Source organism: Methylomonas sp. HW2-6 (assembly GCF_052474525.1).
This window is the reverse complement of sequence record NZ_CP184124.1, coordinates 2,987,177-3,005,247: the sequence shown is the minus strand read 5'-3', so window position 1 is coordinate 3,005,247 and position 18,071 is coordinate 2,987,177. Positions and strand designations below refer to the sequence as shown.

The following is an 18,071-nucleotide window of genomic DNA, read 5'->3' as shown; positions in this document are numbered from 1 at the left end:
AAAATGTAATTTAGTGATTTAATTTAATACTTGTTTTAAACTACGTAATTTTATTATCAAGTCTTTGGGTAGGTTACTTAACGTTAAATACTTCAGAGAGCGTAGCGTGAATTTTTGTTTCATACTTATTAAAAAATTCACTCGGGCTTGGTCGTGTTCCAAGTTGATAAAAGACCAATACCCTAGCGACCAGTACGCGTTAGCTACCATCAAATTAGCGTCTATTCCCTGAGCACTCAATTGCGGCCCAGCAAATTCGCGGATCGAGTTCATGACTTTGATTAGGTCTGCCAACATGGGCCGGTTTGCTTGGGTAGCATTGTTGCCGTGTTGGCGGCGTAGCATCAGTACTTCGGGCACACAGCTGATAGCATGAACGGCAGCAATTTTTGCCCACATCTCCAAGTCTTCGCCAAAACGAATTTCTTGATTGAATCGCCCGGATGAGATGATAGTTTCACGGTCAATCAGGACAGTACCTGTCGGAATGAAATTTTTTTCGACAAGTTTGGCCAATGCGTTTGGTATTGGGCAACCCGCCAAGTGATGAAAATAATCAAACAGTTGGTGCTTGGCTAGTACCGATTTGACCGTAATGTTGTCGTCAATATCGATTTCAGCCATATCGCCGGCTACTAGTTTCAATTCTGGATGTGCGATCAGAATCTGTTTTTGCAGCGCAATTTTGTTGGGGACCCATTGATCGTCGGCGTCCAAAAATGCGATCCAGTCTCCACTTGCCAGTTCAACGCCTTTGTTCCTGGCGGCGGATGGACCCTGGTTTTTTTGTTTGTAGTAGATAATGTTTCCGGGCAACGCTCTCACGATCGCTTCAGTTTCGTCGGTCGAACCGTCGTCGACAATGATGATTTCCGCTACGGGTTCGGTCTGGGCCTGAATACTGGCGACCGCGGCACTGATGAACTTGGCGCTGTTGTATGCTGGGATGACTGCGCTGATTTTCATTAGTTTTCTTGGTTACCCTTATTTGAGTCCAGTTTTACAGATTACCCAAGCAGGAAGGCTTAGTCCCGTGACGTATCCGATCAAGGCCAATTTTCGATGACGATAGTATAGACGATATAAGAATGCGCCCAATTTTCGGTGACCGCTCGCCATCTTCAGGCCGGGCCACCGCTTGCCATTAAAACGGTTGGTAATTTCAGGCGAAGGATCGAGTAGCGATTCCCCGAGTTCGGCCGAGGACAGAAAGCGGACTCGCGGAAACATCCCGGCAATAGCCGACATCAACTGATCCAGCCCGGCAATCGCATCGTTGCATTCTGTTTCGGAACGAGTGAAGTTGTAACGATGAGTCGAGATACTGATCGGCGCTGCTTGCCGATAAGCAATTTCAGCCTCAGCCACAGCGCTCGCAACGGTGTTTTTACCGTCAACGGGTTCGTACATGACGTTGCGGACCAAATAAAATTGGCCGAAACTGGTTTTGTTCCCGACCCGGATAATCGACGGATCCTGTCGATATCGGCCGGATTGGTCGCGGCCGGTGCAACGGTAGCCTGCGGTTTGAATTGCAATGATATTGCGATCGCGCCACTGTTGTTCGATAAGGTCGTTCCATAGATAGCAGGGCGCGACCGTAGTCACGCTGGGTGCACCGAACATACGCTGGAAGCTGGCGGTGGCAAGTTCTATGATGTTTTGCGCCTCGGCCGAGTCGACCGATGACGTCGGTAATGCGCTGCCGTCCACGTAATGGCCTTGTAGCGGCGAATCCAGTGATTCCCAGTCCCACCAGTCGGAGGTGGATTTGGCCGCGGTTAAGCGCGGGTCGTTTTGCTGGCATAACCTGGCAAAACCGGCTCCGTTCAGGTGTTCCAGACCGTGTAATTGCGGAGTCAATAGATCCCGGGCGATGCCATCTTTGAGTGCTTGGTAGATTGCCGGAAAATCGGCATCCAGCATTTTTCGGTGATATTCACCTTCAACGGCTATTTTTTCTATGTCGGGAACCGCCAACACCATGTCGGCAGTCAGGACAGGATTGCGTCCTACGGCGTCTTTATGCTGATCCAGCATATTTAGCAATTGGTTGAGCCGGTCGGCATGAAACTCGCCGCCTGGCCCCCAATCGTCGCTCTCAATCAATACCGGGGTGTCGGCAAAATAGGCTTCGTTCCAGGTTGCAACGAACAGATCCTTTTTCCAAACCCATAAGCAGGCGATGCAGACCGACCAGAAACCTAAAATAAACAGAATTGCCATATTTTCAATCGATAATTAAAGTGCCGCGGTAGCAAGCTATAACGGGCTACACTTTCATCCTAGCAGAGATTCATGGTCTCGCCGAACCGTGATAGCCTCGGGAAGGATTCGGGGTGCATTGTGCGGCCAATTTTAGTGTTATGAATCGTCTATTTGTTCAATCCGGGGTGATGATGCGCAAAAACAGTGGGTTAGATCGGGTAAAAGCGGAGAATTTTTTATGACCGATACGTCAGGTTTACCGCAACATTGGCGTAGACCGTTGGCAGGAGTGCTGGTGGTTACGCTGGTTACGCTGGGAGTGTTCGCGGATACATGGGCGTCTATCGTTGCAATTTGGTCGCGTTCAGAGACCTTTACCCATGGTTATTTAGTTGCGCCGACCAGTTTATGGCTGATCTGGCTGCGGCGGCGGCAATACCGCGATTTGCGGGCGGAATTCAGTTGGTTTGGCCTGATTTTGTCCATCGCGGGTGGCTTTATGTGGTTGGTGGCAGACTTGGTCCACGTCTTGGTAGTACAGCAATGGGCGGTGGTTGGAATCCTGATCAGCAGTCTGTGGGCGGTGTTGGGAACCGGCGTGATATCGAGTATGCTTTTTCCCATTCTGTTCTTGTTTCTGATGGTACCTTTCGGCGAAGCCTTTATTCCGCCACTGATGGACTACACCGCGACCTTTGTCGTCACGTTACTGCGTTTGACCGGGATTAGCGTTTACCGGGAAGGCTTATTCTTTACGCTAACCTCCGGGAATTGGTCTGTGGTGGAGGGCTGTAGCGGTTTACGCTATCTGATATCGTCTTTTACTCTGGGAACCGTTTACGCCTATCTGAATTACACCAGTTATAAAAAGCGCGCAGTGTTTATCGCGGTTTCTTTTCTGGCACCTATCATCGCAAACGGATTCCGCGCTTATATGATCGTCATGATCGGCCATTTAAGCAGCATGAAACTCGCGACCGGCGTGGATCACATCGTTTATGGCTGGGTATTTTTCGGGATCGTCATGTTCGCGCTGTTTTACATCGGTTCGTTTTGGCACGACGCCCCAAACAGCTCCGAAATCACCGTGAAAGAAGAAGGGCCGTTCGATGCCGAAGTGGCTTCAGAGCCCCGTTATCAGTGGTTCGGTTTCGCGGCAATCTTGGTGTGCCTGACAATTTGGCCGCCGATTTCTCATGGTCTGTCTGGCTTGCAAAATAGCAATGTAGTGGTGCCGGAACGGTTCAGCCACCCCGCGCTCGATACTTGGCTACCGGCTGATCCGCCGGATTGGGGTTGGGAGCCGAACTTCAAAGGTGTGGTCGCCGAATCCAGAACATTTTTAAAAGACGAGCAAGCCGTCGTCGGCCTCTATTTCGCCAACTTCGGCGACGAAAGCCAAGGTGGCGAATTGGTAAACTCGCAGAACTATTTGGTCCCGCAAAAACATAAGATTTGGCGGATGCTGCGCGACAATGACTATCCGGTCGATTGGGGCTCCGGCTACTCAATCGTTGTCGAGGAAGCGGTCTTGAACAGCAGCCAGCGCGAATTATTGGTATGGCGCTGGTATCGCATCGGCGATAAAAATACCGACAATGCCTATTTGGCAAAGTGGTGGCAACTGCTCAAGCGCTTAACCGGCGATTCGGCGCCGGAATTGCTGGTTGTGGTTTACACAGAACTAGCTACTCAAGAATTGGATACGGCGCGGGATAAGTTAAAACAAATAGCCTTGGCGTGCTGCAGCTGAGTTCGGCGAACAGGATCGACACAGTCGACCCGCGTCAGTACTCCGCTTGACGCTGCAGGCCGCGCGGATGTTAGACTAGCAACACCCTTATTTAAAACTTTGTGAAGGAAAACTTATGATACCGGTAATTTTGTCAGGCGGTTCTGGAACTCGGCTTTGGCCATTGTCGCGCGGCCAATATCCCAAACAATTTTTGCCTTTGGTTTCCGGTGCAACCATGATCCAGGAAACCATGCTCAGGCTGGATGGGTTGGCCGGTTTGCAGCCGCCGATCGCGGTGTGTAACGAAGATCACCGCTTCATGATGGCGGAGCAAATGCGGGAGATCGGTATCAAGCCGGCGGCGATTATATTGGAGCCGGTAGGCAAGAATACCGCGCCGGCGGTAGCCATGGCGGCGTTGAGTGCTGGTTCCGAGGACGACATCTTGCTGATCTTGCCGGCGGATCACGTCGTGGCCGATCGGCAGTCGTTCCATCGTGCGGTGGTGCAGGCAGAACAACTGGCGAAGCAGGACTTGTTGGTCACCTTCGGTATTGTCGCCAGCGAACCCGAGACTGGTTACGGTTATATCAAGCGCGGTGAGGTGCGTTACGGCGAGGCCTATAAAGTCGATGCCTTTGTCGAGAAGCCGGATTTGCAGACCGCGCAACGCTATCTGGAAAGCGGCGAGTATTTTTGGAACAGCGGCATGTTCGCGTTCAAAGCCGGTTGTTTCTTGCGCGAACTGGAAAAATTCAATCCGCAAATGTTGGCAGTGTGCCGGGAAGCATTGAAAGCGGCCAAACCTGACCTGGACTTTGTGCGGTTGGATAAGGAAATATTTGCGACATGTCCTTCCGATTCGATCGACTACGCGGTGATGGAAAAAACCGACAAAGCCGCAGTGATTCCGTTGGACGCGGGCTGGAACGACGTCGGTTCCTGGTCGGCACTATGGGATGTCACCGCCAAGGACGAAACCGGCAATGCCATCAAAGGCGACGTCTTGACAGTCGATACCCGTAATTCCTACATCCATTCCGGCAACAAATTGGTGGCCGTGATCGGCGTCGATAATCTGATCGTGGTCGAAACCGACGACGCAGTGATGATTGCCGCCAAAGACCGGGTGCAAGACGTCAAGGATGTCGTCGACCAACTGAAAAAAGCCAAACGCAGTGAAGCCAACGTGCACCGCAAGGTTTATCGGCCTTGGGGTCACTACGACCTGGTCGACAGCGGCGACCGGCACCAAACAAAACGCATCGTGGTCAAGCCCGGCGCAAAATTGTCGGTGCAGAAACATCACCATCGCGCCGAGCATTGGGTGGTGGTGAAAGGGACCGCCTGGGTCGAGAAAAACGGCGAAAAAGTTCTGGTGTCGGAAAACGAATCGATTTACATCCCGCTCGGCGTGATTCACAGTTTGGAGAATCCCGGCGTGATTCCGCTGGAAATGGTCGAAGTCCAATCCGGCAGCTATCTGGGCGAAGACGATATTGTGCGCTACGAAGACCAGTACGGACGAATCTAGCGCCATGCGGTAATAGTCACGCTAAACTTCCGATCAACGCCGCGCCGGCTTGGCGCGGTGACCTGCCTAACATCCGATAACGTTCGGTAATCGTTTCCCCGGAGTTGCCCTTGTCTCTGCAAACGGTCAACGACCTTTTGAAAAAACACAAGCTCGTCGAGGGCATGTTGCACAACCAGCCGATGCCGAGGCGCAAGTTGATTACTGCGCTGGTGCAAAAGCAGCACATGGTCGAATTGCGCAGCTTGTTGGCGCGGCTCACGGCAATCGAAATCGGCCAGATCTTGCACGCCTTGGAGTTGGAGGATGCCCGCCTGGTCTGGGAGCAGGTGGAGGAGAACCGGCAGGATGACGTGTTGTGGGAGCTTTCCGATACCTTACGCGAACAATTGGTCGGCGACCGAGAGCCGCATTGCGGCGTCGGCCAAATGAGCGCATTCGAACTGGTCGAGGGCCGGTTATCCAAAGTGGCGATCACCTGTCGCCACGATTTGTACGAAATCAAACCGATCTGGATCGACTTATTGGCGCCGACCAAGGCCCAGCGCCAACTGATCGGCCAGCATTTCGGCTTGGAATTGCCCGATCCGCTGGATTTGACCGATCTTGAGGCCAGCGCCCGGTTCTATGTCGAAGACCAGCATGAAATCCATATCCATTCGGATTTTTTGTTGGACCGGGAGGGCAAATCGCGTAGCGTGCCGGTAGCCTTCGTTTTGTCGGGCGACATGCTGTTCTCGGTACGCAACGAGGAGTTGCCGGTATTTCGGCTCCAACGCTTAAGGGCGAGAACACAGCCAGGCTTTGTCTCGGATTCCAAGGATATGCTGCTGGATTTGTACGGTGCCGAGGCTGAATATTCGGCCGACGCGCTGGAAAATATTTACGAGCAACTGGAGAGCGTCAGTAAAAAAGTATTAAGCCAGGATATCAGCGACGAAGAAGCTGCTGAGATATTGACCGATATTGCCGAAGAAGAGGATTTGAATGGCCGTATCCGCCGCAATATGCTGGATACCCAACGCGCCGTGTCGTTTTTGATCCGGCGTAAATTGTTGAATCCGACCCAGTTGGAAGATGCACAGCAAATCTTACGCGATATCGAGTCCTTGAATAGCCATACTGCATTTCTGTTCGACAAAATCAATTTCTTGATGGACGCAACCGTCGGTTTTATTAATATCAACCAAAACAAGGTTATTAAAATCTTTTCGGTCGCTTCGGTGGCAATGTTGCCGCCTACCTTGATCGCCAGCATTTACGGTATGAATTTCGAGTATATGCCCGAATTGAAATGGATGTTGGGTTACCCGTTTGCGTTGGGGTTGATGACTGTTTCTGTGCTATTGCCTTACGTATATTTCAAACGCAAAGGCTGGCTTAGATAAAAAATCACGGAGTGCGTCACAGTTTGTTGGCTCAAAACCACAAACTGCGACAATATGTCACATTTAAAATCGACAATCCGCCAACTATTATTAACCTAACTTTTTCGGTTTGGTTTGACAGCTAAAAGTTGCGTTATATTTCTTCCTATTGCTCTGAGGCGATTATCCACTGGTAATCGCCTTTTTTTTGCCCGAAGAAATTAACCGACCGGTTTGAATTTAACCGACTTGATTGCATTATCGTCGCGCTTGACGATCTCAATGACGTGGCCGTGGAGCTTAATGCTGGTGCCGGGCTCGGGGATGGTTTCCATATACTCGATAATTAAGCCGTTGAGGGTTTTTGGACCTTCGGTCGGCAAATCCCATTGGGTGACGCGGTTTAGCTCACGGATGCTAACACCGGCATCGACCAAGTAACTACCGTCTTTTTGCGCTTTAATATCGGGTTCTTCTATCGCCAACTCGCCGACGATCTCCTGCAACAGATCGTCGAGCGTAACCAGTCCCAATACGTCCCCATATTCGTCGACTACCAATCCGATCCGCAATTTTTCCGCCTTGAAAATCTGCATTTGCTTATGAATCGACGTGCTGGCCGGAATGAAAAACGGCTTGGCCAAGCTGTTGACAATGCTTTGCTTATCTAAATCGGCGTGGCTAATGCGGGATAGGGCGGTGCGAATATGCAAAAATCCGATCACCCGATCGATATTCTTTTTGTAAACCGGCAGACGGGTATGTGGACTGGCTTGGAGCTGGCGAATGATATCTTCGATCGATTCTTCCAAATCGATACCGACGATCTCGTTACGGTGGGTCATGATATCGGTCACGCTGGCGGATTCCAGATCCAGAATACTCATCAGCATATTACGGTAGCGGGCCGGCAGTTGGTGGTTGGCTTGAGACACTAGGCTTTTCAACTCGTCCTTATTCAAAGGCTCGGCAACTTCGCCCAATTTTTTACGTTTGATCCCGAAAATGCGTAACAGGCCGCTCGATATCAAATTGATGGTCCATACCACCGGATAAAACAATTTCAATAACGGGGGATAAATCCAAGCCGAAACGAATGCCAGCAATTCCGGCTTTAGTGTGCCCAGAGTTTTTGGGGTAACCTCGGAGAATACTAAAATGGCGAAGGTCAATAGTCCCATCGCGGCAGGAATGGCCTGATTACCGCCGATCCGGATTGCAATCACCGTCGTCAGCGCAGCGGCCAGAATATTGACGAAATTGTTACCGATTAAAATCAGGCCCAGCACGCGTTCCGGCCGTTTTAGCAGGCGATGGGTTTTAACGGCGCTTTTATGTTTTTTTTTGACGAGATGCTGCAACCGATAGCGGTTAAGCGTCATCAACGCTGTTTCAGAGCCCGAGAAAAATGCGGATATCAACAATAATACCGCCAGTATACCGAATAGTATACTTAGGGAAATTTCGTTCAAAACAAACGTACTCTGGGTTGTGTAACAAGAGCTTAGTTTCTATGCTGGGCAAAATTTGTCAAGCTGAAAACCGCGTGCCGATCCGAAGCATTTGCCGGAGATTGAACTAAACTACATCAACTAGACGGCGCAATCGGCTGAAATCCGGCGATTTTGACAATCCCGGACTTCGATGCTTAACTTGAAATTCGATTGTTCCCTCCCTTCGTATCCAAGTAGTTTCAGAGAACACACGCATGGCATTGCCGGAAATTTTGCTGGTTGACGATAACCTTAATCGCGCACAACAAGTCGAAACGGTGCTCCGGTTTTTGGAATACCGGGTGATTACGGTCAGCGGCAATCAATACGAATCGGTATTGGCCGGTCAAGATGCTTTCGGTGCGGTGTTTGTCGGTAGTGGCGATCGCCAAGCCAGCCTGATCAAAGCGATAGCCGACGCGACGGAGGATACGCCGATCATTCTGCTAGCGGAGCCCGGTAACGGGCAGCAGTTGCTGAGCACTATTCAACAATTGGTCAGTAAAGTCGTGGAATGGCCGACGGTCTATCCGACACTCATCGACATATTGGACGAATTGCCCAAACCAGAATCGACTGCGCACAAGCCGCAAACCAATAAAGGCTTGGCCGGAATCAGTAAAGCAGTACAGAAAACCCGCGAGTTGATCGATCAAGTCGCCAAATCCGATGCGACCGTACTCATTCTCGGCGAGTCCGGGACCGGTAAGGAAGTTGTCGCCCAAGCCCTGCATCGGGCATCCGCCCGCAGGGACAAGCCGTTTGTGCCTGTCAATTGCGGAGCGATTCCGGGCGAACTGTTGGAAAGCGAACTGTTCGGCCATGAAAAAGGGGCATTTACCGGAGCCTTGACATCGCGCCAGGGCCGATTCGAGATGGCCGAGGGCGGTACCTTATTTCTCGACGAGATCGGCGACATGCCAATGCCGATGCAGGTCAAGCTTTTGCGCGTATTGCAGGAACGGACCTTCGAACGGGTCGGCAGCAATAAAACCATCCGCTGCGACGTCCGTATCGTCGCCGCCACCCACCGCCATCTGGAACAGGAGATTATCGAAAAACGTTTTCGGGAGGATTTGTTCTACCGGCTGAACGTATTTCCGATTGAAGTGCCGGCGTTGCGGGAGCGGGCTGAAGACATCCCGTATCTGATCAACGATTTGATTGCCCGCATGGAAGCGGCGAACCGCGGCAGCGTCAGCTTAACGCCGCGGGCGGTCGCTGTCCTGATGCAACACAGTTGGCCGGGCAATGTGCGCGAGTTGTCGAATTTGATCGAACGCTTAGCGATCATCAGCCCGGATTCACCCGTGGATGCCGGCGACTTACCGGAAAAATTCCAAGCGTACGAAGTGCCCGACACGGTTCAGTTGCAGCTGCCGGAACCTGATATCCATGTGGTCCGGCCGGCCGCACGCGAAGCGCTGGCCAAGCCGATACAGGGCCAGGCTACGGTGCAATTGCCGGAGCAAGGCATTGATTTAAAAGAATACTTGACCGACTTGGAAAACGAACTGATCCGCCAAGCCTTGGAAGAGTGCAATGGCGTGGTCGCCCATGCCGCCAAATTGCTGAATATGCGCAGGACCACGTTAGTGGAAAAACTGCGCAAAGTGGATGCCGCCTAAGCGGCGGCGTTTTTTTGTCCGGCCGCCAGATTTGTGCGGTAGCAATCCAACCCCGGCCAAGTGTTAGACTAAGGCTTTGCCACTGCAGCAGCCTTCGTAACCATGCCAGAATCGAATAACTCGAACCATCCAAGTAACGGAAACGGCCGAATTGGCGGTGCCGTTGCCGAAATCTTCGACTATGCCGGCGAAATCAGCGTTTGGCGGCAGCGTATCCATGCTCATCCCGAACTTTGCTTTCAGGAGTTTGGCACTGCCGATTTCGTCGCAGAAAAATTAACGGAATGGGGGATACCCATCCACCGCGGCTTGGGTAAAACCGGTGTAGTCGGCATCGTCAAGTCCGGTCTTTCGGAAAATGCGATAGGCCTGCGAGCCGATATGGACGCATTGCCGATCCAGGAACAAAACCGCTTCGCCCATGCTTCGGTTTATCCCGGCAAAATGCACGCCTGCGGCCACGACGGCCATACCGCAATGCTGCTGGCCGCCGCACGCTATTTGGCCAAGCAGCGCAACTTCGACGGCACCGTGTATCTGATTTTTCAACCGGCAGAGGAGGGCGGCGGTGGCGGCGACGCCATGATCCGCGACGGCTTGTTCGAGCGCTTCCCAATGCAGGCCGTGTTCGGCATGCACAATTGGCCTGGGTTGCCGGCCGGCAGTTTTGCGGTCAGCCCGGGGCCGGTGATGGCCTCATTAAATACCTTCCGGATCACGATAAATGGCAAAGGTTGCCACGCCGCGCTGCCGCATTTGGGCCTGGACCCGACACCGGTTGCGGCGCAAATTATTTTAGCGCTGCAAACTATTCTGACGCGTAACACCAGTCCGTTGGCGGCGGGGCTGATTTCGGTGACGATGATGCACATCGGCGAAGCTACCAACGTGATTGCCGAACGTTGTGAACTGGCCGGTACGGTGCGGACGTTTTCCGCCGAACTGCTGGATATGATAGAAGCGCGCATGGCCGAAATCGTCCACCATACCTGTTTGGCGCACGGCATGACCGGCGATTTCGAATTGACCCGCAGCTATCCGCCAACGGTAAACCATGCAGAGCAAGTCGTAATTTCCCGGCAAGTCATGGCTGGCATCGTTGGCGACGAACAGGTTTTCGAACAACAGCCCACCATGGGGGCCGAGGACTTTGCCTTCATGCTGCAACGCGTACCCGGCAGTTACTGCTTCATCGGTAACGGCGACGGCGGCCACCGGTTAGCGGACCACGGCGCCGGTCCGTGTACGTTGCACAATCCCAGTTACGATTTTAACGACGCCATTTTGGCGTTGGGCGCCAGTTACTGGGTCAGATTGGCCGAAACCTGCTTGGCCTTCGCCTGACAGTTGGCTGCCACAGTGTGTAAGCTGTCTGACAATTGTGGCAGGAGTCTCGAAGCACTGCGGTCTCTTCGGCGCGTCAGACCGGATGCAAATGGTTGAAAGCCAATAAAACAGAGCGTTTGGCCCAGCCTATGCTGCAGCGTTGGTGAGTTCCATCAACCCAACGGTGAGCGCCATGCAAGCATTGAACGAAATGACCGAACTTGGCTATGCCCGGACCATGTTCATTGAAAACCTCAGCCACCAATTTATTGCCGCCACCGGCTGCGGCGTCTACGCCTACTTGGATCCGGTCGATGTCAGCGGTTTGTTTAACAACTATGTCAACGACAATCTGCCGATAGAAGCCTTCATCAGGCAATGCGTGAAGGACGTGCTGAAGTAAAAATCGCAGCTTGGTGTTGGACGCAGTTGCTGCAGCAGGTCAGTTGCGGGCGAAAGACAACTGGTAACCGGCCAGAAACACCTGTTGCTCCAGCGTCTCGCTGATTGCGGGAATCGATACCTTTCGGTTGTCGGTGGCAATGCCATTCTTCACCCTGCACGTCTTTGCTCATCGAAATCGACCCTTCCGCCAGGCGGTAACCCATGATTTGGGCTAACTGTTCCAAATCGGTTTGCCGCGGGCGGTGGTCGGGTTTGAAACGTAGCAAAACCGCAATGGCGTGCCTGGAGGGGAGTACGGTTTCGATCCAGCCACCCCAGATCATCGTCGCCGACGCGATCAAGGCCAGTACGATCGCTGCCAGATAAAAGCCGGCGCCGCAAAGGATGCCGATCGCCGATGAGGCCCAAATCGACGCTGCGGTGGTCAGCCCGCTGATATTCAGGCCTTCCTTCATAATGACGCCGGCGCCCAGAAAGCCGATGCCGGTGACGATGCCTTGAATTACCCGAGTCGGATCGGCCGTCGCCGTCAGCGGCAATAAGCCGCCGAACCAGAATTGCGGGTAACCGACGATGACGGTAACCGCCGCCTAGGCCATACAGACCAAGCCGTAGGTGCGCATGCCGGCAGCGCGGCCGTGATAGGAGCGTTCGTAACCGACCACCATGCCCAACAACAGGGCTCCGACGATGTTCATCAGTATCACTGCGCTGGCCTCGAGCTGGGCAGCGGACCAAAACGAGATCAAGCGGTCGGGAGAGATCGGATTCATAGAGCGTTTGCCGCTATGCGGTAGCGTTATTGCTCGCTGGGTTCGACCTTCTCGACATCGACCTCGAACGGTTCTTGAAAATAGATGCCGGACAATTTGCGTTTGAACTCCTTGGTAATGTCTTGTGCGTCTTGGCGGCTTTTCATGACTCGTGGAGTAAGTAAAATAACCAATTCAGTTTTGTTGTTAGCACGAGTTGTGCCGCCAAAAAGAGGCCCTAACAGTGGTATTTCATACAGCAATGGTACTCCGTCGCGCAGATATTCATTTTTGTCGTCGATCAAACCGCCCAGCACAATGGTCTCGCCGCTTTGTACCGCGACGCTGGTTTCGATCTCTCTTTTTTGAATCGTGGGAGAGTCGATATTTTGATTTGTTGCATTCGGACCAGTATTTGATGCAATCGCTTTATTCGCGGTCTGTAAAATATCCATAAGAACAAGGCCGCCAGAATTGACCCTTGGTCTTACGGCAAGATTGATACCGGTATCGACCATCTGAATGGAGCTGGTTTGAATAGGAGTATTGTTAGCGCCGCCAGAAGTTAAGTTAGTGGAAACAGAAGAGCGCGTCGGCACTGAATCACCGACCTTGATCGAAGCTTCCTGGTTGTTCAGCACCATCAAAGATGGGGATGAAATAACATTGATGTTATTTTTTATCGCGCTTGCGTTCAATACCGCATTTATGTCCCTGGAACCGCTTGTAAAGGCATATGAAAAGCCGCCGCTACCAACGCCTTTAGCAAGGTTTTCAGCGAGGTTTGTTAAATTTAGACCACTGCCGGTTCCTCCTGAAATAGCATTCGTCCCACCATTGTTATGATTGAAATACCATTGGAGTCCATATTTCAGATCATCCTTTAGCGTTACCTCCACAATTGTCGCATCGATCATCACCTGCAACGGCAACACGTCCAGTTGCTTCAACACACGCTGAATCACGGCATATTCCTGCGCCGTAGCGACGATAATCAAGGCGTTATTGCCTTCGTCGGCCAGGATTTTGACGTTCGGCATATCGTTATTATTGCCGCCGCCACTGCCGCTGCCGCCGCTCAAACTGCCGCCGAGCGCGCCGGAGCTGCGGTTGGCGGAACGGTCGGTGCGGTCGCTCAGGGTTCGTTCGCTGGCGGAATCCTGTTGCCGGTTGCTGCCGGTGCTGCCACCCATGCTGCTGGCGCTTGACGAGGTACCGCTGGAGCTTTTGTTGGTCGCTGACAGGGATTTGCGACCCGAAGCGATCGAGGCTTTGCTGCTGCGTTGCACCCCGCTACCGAAAATGCCGCTCAAGGTGTCGGCGAGATCGCCGGCGCTGACGTGCTGGCAACGGTAGACGTTGACGCCGCCGGCCGCAGCCGGATTGATCCGGTCCAGCCGCAACACCCAGTTTTCAATGTCTTTGAGATAATTGGCTTGATGAGTGATTGCCAATACCGCATTCAGGCGTTCAATTTCGATGAAACGGAAGAAACTGGCTTCTTCGTCCTTGGCTTTCTTGTTATTAAAAATCTGTTCCAGTTCTTCGATAATCTTGCCGGCGCTGACATTGGCCGGGGTGAACAACGCAAAGGAGCGGCCCTTCATGATATCGATATCGAAAGTATTGACCACTTCCATCGCTCGCGCGACTTCGTTGCCGGACCCGGCCACCAATAAAATATTGCGGCTCGGGTCGACATGCAAAACCGACTTTTCCGGCATCAGCGGCTTCAGGATCTCGGACAGCTCGGTCGCGGCCACGTTTTTCACCGGGATGATGCGTACCTGATAGCCGTTCGGCATTTTGGCGCTGGTCAACGAATTGATCGAACTGCTGTACAAGGCCTCGTTGGCCGGTTTGATCAGATACATTCCGCCTTGCTCGGTCAACGCGGCGTTATTCAAACCCAGCAGCATGTCCAGAGTCGGCAGCAGCTCGTCCTTGGTCAGCGGCTTCGAGGTTTGCAGAGTGACCTTGCCGGTGACCTGCGGGCTGATCGTGTAATTGCGGCCCATGATGTCGCTCAGGATCACCTTGGCGACTTCGCCGAGGTCGGCATCGTCGAAATTCAGGCTATATTCGCCTTTGGCGCCGGATTTGGCGCCGGATTTGGCGGCGGTACTGGGCGTATTGTGCGCGGTAATGCTGGCTTCACCGTTCGGGAACAATTCGACTTTGGTGGTCCGGTTCTCGGCCGATTTATCCGCATTTGCCAGCTCCGGAATGGGCTGATCGTCGCCGATCCGTTGGTTGTCGGCAATCGGCAATTTTTGGTGCAACTGCGGGCCGATATACTCGCAGCCGGCCATGGACAGCGCCAACACCAACATCGGGGGAACGCCAATTTTGTTAGTTGTCATTGAGTGTCTCGGGTATTTCATTGGGTGCTTGTTCAATCGGTCTGGCATTGACGTTGGCCGGCGCCGGGGGCCGGGGCGCGGGTTTACCGGGCGGCGGTTTGATTTGTGCTCGCGGTTTGCGCAACATGACCGGCTTGTCCTGGCCGGCTTGTTGCAGGATGACCCGGTCGGCCAGAATCTGTTTCAATTGCCAGCCGGATATACTTTGTTCTTCGCCGATCTTCAGGAATTTCCGCGCTTCGTTACGCTTGCTGAACAGCGCGGTCGGTTTGCCGCCCTTATCGTAAATACCGATCAGCGACCAGTCGTCGATCTGGCTGGTGTCGCTGTTCTGCATGGGGTCGTTGGCTTTGGTTTCGACCAGCGGCCGGCGCCCCTCGATAAAAATCGGCCGCTCGACGATATCGTTGTAACTGTCGATAGGGCGCGGGGCATCAGCGATAGCGGGTAATTGTTCGGCCTCGAATCCGATTTGGTCTCGGGCCGCCAGTTGGCCGTCGAGTTCCTGCGCCGCGTAACGGCTGACCAGCCACTCGCCGCCGAGGCCGGTGCCGAGTGCGGCGCAAGTCAGCAATTGCAAGCGTAACAACTTACGATTCATGACGCCTTGGCCCGCATAAAGCTGACGACTTGAAAGCTGACATTCAATTGCGAGCTCGGCTCCAGCTTGTTATTGCTACGGTTGCGCGCGCCGCGTACCGGCGAAATGTCCAGCTGGTCGACCAATAACAGCGGGACGTTGGTTTCCAGCGCGTACAACACGGCGCGTAAGGCCTCCATGCTGCAGCTCATGCGGACTTTGACCAGGATCCGCATGAAACCGTCTTCAGTTTTGCCGGGTAATCCCTGAGTGCTGGTCAATTGGCCGCCGGCGTCGGTTACGGCAGTTTTGATGATGTTTTGCAATTCCGCCGATGCCAGCGATTCGGTATCGCTATCGCTCAAATAGCCTTGCTGTTGAAACTGTTGATGCAGAAAATCCAGGTTTTGAGCCACGCTGTCGCGACGGGCGGCAATGGTTTGCTGGCGTTGCAGGCGGAATAACAAGGTTTCCTTCTGCTCGCGGTAATCCAGCCAGGTGTTGAACAGCGGCAACAGGGCGGCCAACACCACAACCAGCACCACTGCAGCCAACAGGCCCAACGCCAGCCAACGCTGATAGCGGGCTTCATTCATGCTGTGCCTCCTCGGAGTTGTCGCCCTCCGCGGCGGCGGGCGTTTCCGCATCTGCTGCCGTGTCTTCCGGCTTCGGCGCGGCGACATCCATGCTGATTTGAAACCGTTCGCGGCCGGTTGCCTTGTCTTGCGTCAACGGTGAGACAAAACTGACGTTACTGAAGTAGGGCGAGGCTTCCAGTACCCCGATCAGCGACGATGCGGCCGGCGACTGGCCTTGTATTTGTAAACGTTTTTCGGCGTATTGGTAGTGGGTTAACCACGTATCGTCTTTTAACAAGACGCTGAGTTCGTTTAAAACCGCAACGAGCGATGGCGAATCGGATTTAATGCCGATCAGACGTTGGGTCTGCTCGCGGAGCGCGTCTATTTCGCTTTGCTGGGCTTCGATCAGAGTGGTTTCTTTCTCCAATGTCTTCAGTTGGCGTTTCAAGGTATCGACGGCTTCGCCTTCCTGCCAGACCGGCCAAGCCAAGGCGGCGACCAGCAACAGGAGTAACAAGGCATTCAGGCTCCAATGTACCGTGCGCACCCAGTTATTTGGCCGGGGCCGGTATTGTTCCGGCAACAAGGTGTAACGCGGGACGTTAGCGGGATAAACCGTCGTCGCCGGACTGAAATCGACTGCGGCCGGTTGTACGCCAAGCGCCTGCAGCCGGGCCAGGCAATCGTCCAGGAGCGGTTTCGGTGTTAACACCAACAACACTTCGATTTGGCCGAATTCGGTTTTGCCTAGCACGTTGGCGGCAAAATAAACCTGCTCGGTGCTGAACGGGGTGTAGCGGTCCAGTTCGAAGCCGACGACTTGTTGCAGATTTTCTTGGGCGGCGGCAGGCAGAAACAAGCGTTTTTGCAAGGCTTGGCCGGGGTTTAACCGCAGCAGGCACTCGGCCTTGTCCAGTTCGGGATTCAGATTTTTCAGGTTCCGGTACGCGTCCGCGGCATTGGAATCGAGTTGCCAGATTACGGTGTTTTCGCTTGCAGTTTCCCGATGAAAATCGATTCGGAAATTGCTGTGGTCGGGGCTGAAGATGGCGACGCCGCTGCGGTCGCTGAGCAGCCGTTTCAGGCCGGTCGGCAGCAGAGCAGCCAGCTCTCCGCTCCACCATTGCCAAAACCGCTTCAGATCGACGTCGTTAGTTGTTAGTAAGCTCATCTTGCACAGTGATTAACTGGGGTTCCTTTTCCGGGTCGAATAACGACGATTCTTGTCGACCCTGCTGCCAATCCAGGATGCGGTAGGGCGCTTGTCCGATATCTTGGTTTTCAAACTTCACCACCGCCGTAATTGACGCGGTTGACTGGTCCGCCAGCAGTGTTTCGCAGCTAATGGTAAAGGTTTGTTCCTGATCCGCCAAGCCGGCCTCGGTTTGATTGCCGTCCGGCCCGTTATCGCCGGTTTGTTTGGCCAGACGTCGCTCCAAGTATACATCATGAATATTTTGTGTCTTCAGCCGGGCATCGATGATGCGCAGCAACTCGGGCGGCGCCAGGCTTTTGTTCGGCTCGGGCTGACCGGAATAGACCGTGATCCAGGGCCGGATCCGTTCGAATATGGCTTCGTCCATGCCCAGCACCATTTGCAACTCTTCCAGCGATTGAAAGGGGGCATTGCCCGGAGGGTATGATCTGCCCGCCTGGCGGTAGTGTTTCTTTTCGGCGCCGTTCGGCCGCGGTTCGTCGTCGGCGTCGCGCCAATCGATGATCGCATCCATCAGTTGTTGCCGCCGGCTATCATCTTCGACGGCATAGGACAGTACCGCCAGCAGTAATTCTTCGCCGGCTGCATTGATATCGACCTTGCCCGATTCGGCCAAAACCCGAATTCGCAGTTCGCTATCGGCGCCAGCCAACCGGTAAATCGCGCCGTCGACCCGCCAGCGTTGTTCCGGATCGGGTTGACGCAGGCCCTGTGCAGCCAAATTCAAACCGGATTCCGCCAGCGCCGAGGCGCGGGCGTTGCCGACCATAGCCGAACTAACGCCGCTTTCCCGCCGCATGGTCAGCGTAAAACTGCCCGCCATCACGCTGAGCAGCGTCAAAATCCAAATGACGATCACCAGCGCCATTCCGGTTTGGCGTGG

General features: G+C 53.6%; 14 protein-coding genes and 1 pseudogene. 6 read left to right on the top strand and 9 right to left on the bottom strand.

Annotation, left to right across the window (positions count from 1 at the left end; translation table 11 throughout):
- Positions 1-18 precede the first annotated feature (18 nt).
- On the bottom strand, positions 19-966 hold the full coding sequence (locus tag ACH518_RS14625) for a glycosyltransferase family 2 protein (protein ID WP_445370625.1): 948 nt from the start codon (positions 964-966) through the stop codon (positions 19-21).
- 18 nt (positions 967-984) lie between these two features.
- Positions 985-2,226: a hypothetical protein gene (locus ACH518_RS14620; RefSeq protein ID WP_445370624.1), complete on the bottom strand. Its 1,242-nt coding sequence runs from the start codon at positions 2,224-2,226 to the stop codon at positions 985-987.
- Between the two features lie 220 nt (positions 2,227-2,446).
- Here ACH518_RS14620 and xrtA point away from each other — a divergent pair, with 220 nt between their 5' ends.
- The 3 genes from xrtA to corA all read left to right on the top strand — a co-directional run bounded on the left by xrtA (position 2,447) and on the right by corA (position 6,865).
- Positions 2,447-3,961, top strand: coding sequence for an exosortase A (gene xrtA / locus ACH518_RS14615; protein ID WP_445370623.1), 1,515 nt, complete (start codon positions 2,447-2,449; stop codon positions 3,959-3,961).
- Between the two features lie 115 nt (positions 3,962-4,076).
- Positions 4,077-5,477, top strand: a complete 1,401-nt coding sequence (locus ACH518_RS14610; RefSeq protein WP_445370622.1) for a mannose-1-phosphate guanylyltransferase/mannose-6-phosphate isomerase — start codon at positions 4,077-4,079, stop codon at positions 5,475-5,477.
- Between the two features lie 110 nt (positions 5,478-5,587).
- Positions 5,588-6,865: a magnesium/cobalt transporter CorA gene (gene corA / locus ACH518_RS14605; protein WP_445370621.1), complete on the top strand. Its 1,278-nt coding sequence runs from the start codon at positions 5,588-5,590 to the stop codon at positions 6,863-6,865.
- A 200-nt stretch (positions 6,866-7,065) separates the two neighbouring features.
- Here corA and ACH518_RS14600 read toward each other — a convergent pair whose 3' ends face one another.
- Positions 7,066-8,316, bottom strand: coding sequence for an HlyC/CorC family transporter (locus ACH518_RS14600; protein WP_445370620.1), 1,251 nt, complete (start codon positions 8,314-8,316; stop codon positions 7,066-7,068).
- A gap of 236 nt (positions 8,317-8,552) precedes the next feature.
- Between ACH518_RS14600 and ACH518_RS14595 the strand changes: the two genes are divergently transcribed.
- The 3 genes from ACH518_RS14595 to ACH518_RS14585 all read left to right on the top strand — a co-directional run bounded on the left by ACH518_RS14595 (position 8,553) and on the right by ACH518_RS14585 (position 11,694).
- Positions 8,553-9,965 (top strand): sigma-54 dependent transcriptional regulator, encoded by a 1,413-nt coding sequence (locus ACH518_RS14595; RefSeq protein WP_278211876.1) that lies wholly within the window; start codon positions 8,553-8,555, stop codon positions 9,963-9,965.
- Positions 9,966-10,067: 102 nt separating this feature from the next.
- Positions 10,068-11,309, top strand: a complete 1,242-nt coding sequence (locus ACH518_RS14590) for a M20 aminoacylase family protein (protein ID WP_445370619.1) — start codon at positions 10,068-10,070, stop codon at positions 11,307-11,309.
- 175 nt (positions 11,310-11,484) lie between these two features.
- Positions 11,485-11,694, top strand: coding sequence for a hypothetical protein (locus ACH518_RS14585; protein ID WP_140911233.1), 210 nt, complete (start codon positions 11,485-11,487; stop codon positions 11,692-11,694).
- Here ACH518_RS14585 and ACH518_RS14580 read toward each other — a convergent pair.
- The 6 genes and pseudogenes from ACH518_RS14580 to ACH518_RS14555 all read right to left on the bottom strand — a co-directional run bounded on the left by ACH518_RS14580 (position 11,663) and on the right by ACH518_RS14555 (position 18,056).
- Positions 11,663-12,364, bottom strand: a pseudogene (locus ACH518_RS14580) (MgtC/SapB family protein). The gene ACH518_RS14585 and the pseudogene ACH518_RS14580 sit on opposite strands and share 32 nt — an antisense overlap.
- Before the next feature lie 131 nt (positions 12,365-12,495).
- Positions 12,496-14,811 (bottom strand): type II secretion system secretin GspD, encoded by a 2,316-nt coding sequence (gene gspD / locus ACH518_RS14575; RefSeq protein WP_445370618.1) that lies wholly within the window; start codon positions 14,809-14,811, stop codon positions 12,496-12,498.
- Positions 14,801-15,412, bottom strand: a complete 612-nt coding sequence (locus ACH518_RS14570; RefSeq protein WP_140911236.1) for a hypothetical protein — start codon at positions 15,410-15,412, stop codon at positions 14,801-14,803. Before ACH518_RS14570 ends, gspD begins: the two co-directional genes overlap by 11 nt.
- A complete protein-coding gene (gene gspM / locus ACH518_RS14565) occupies positions 15,409-15,987 on the bottom strand; it encodes a type II secretion system protein GspM (RefSeq protein ID WP_140911237.1) in 579 nt (192 codons plus the stop codon). The genes ACH518_RS14570 and gspM overlap by 4 nt, the downstream gene beginning before the upstream one ends.
- Entirely contained in the window at positions 15,980-17,143 is a 1,164-nt protein-coding gene (locus tag ACH518_RS14560) for a PilN domain-containing protein (RefSeq protein WP_445370617.1), read from the bottom strand. Before ACH518_RS14560 ends, gspM begins: the two co-directional genes overlap by 8 nt.
- Positions 17,124-18,056 (bottom strand): type II secretion system minor pseudopilin, encoded by a 933-nt coding sequence (locus ACH518_RS14555; protein ID WP_278211883.1) that lies wholly within the window; start codon positions 18,054-18,056, stop codon positions 17,124-17,126. Before ACH518_RS14555 ends, ACH518_RS14560 begins: the two co-directional genes overlap by 20 nt.
- Positions 18,057-18,071 lie beyond the last annotated feature (15 nt).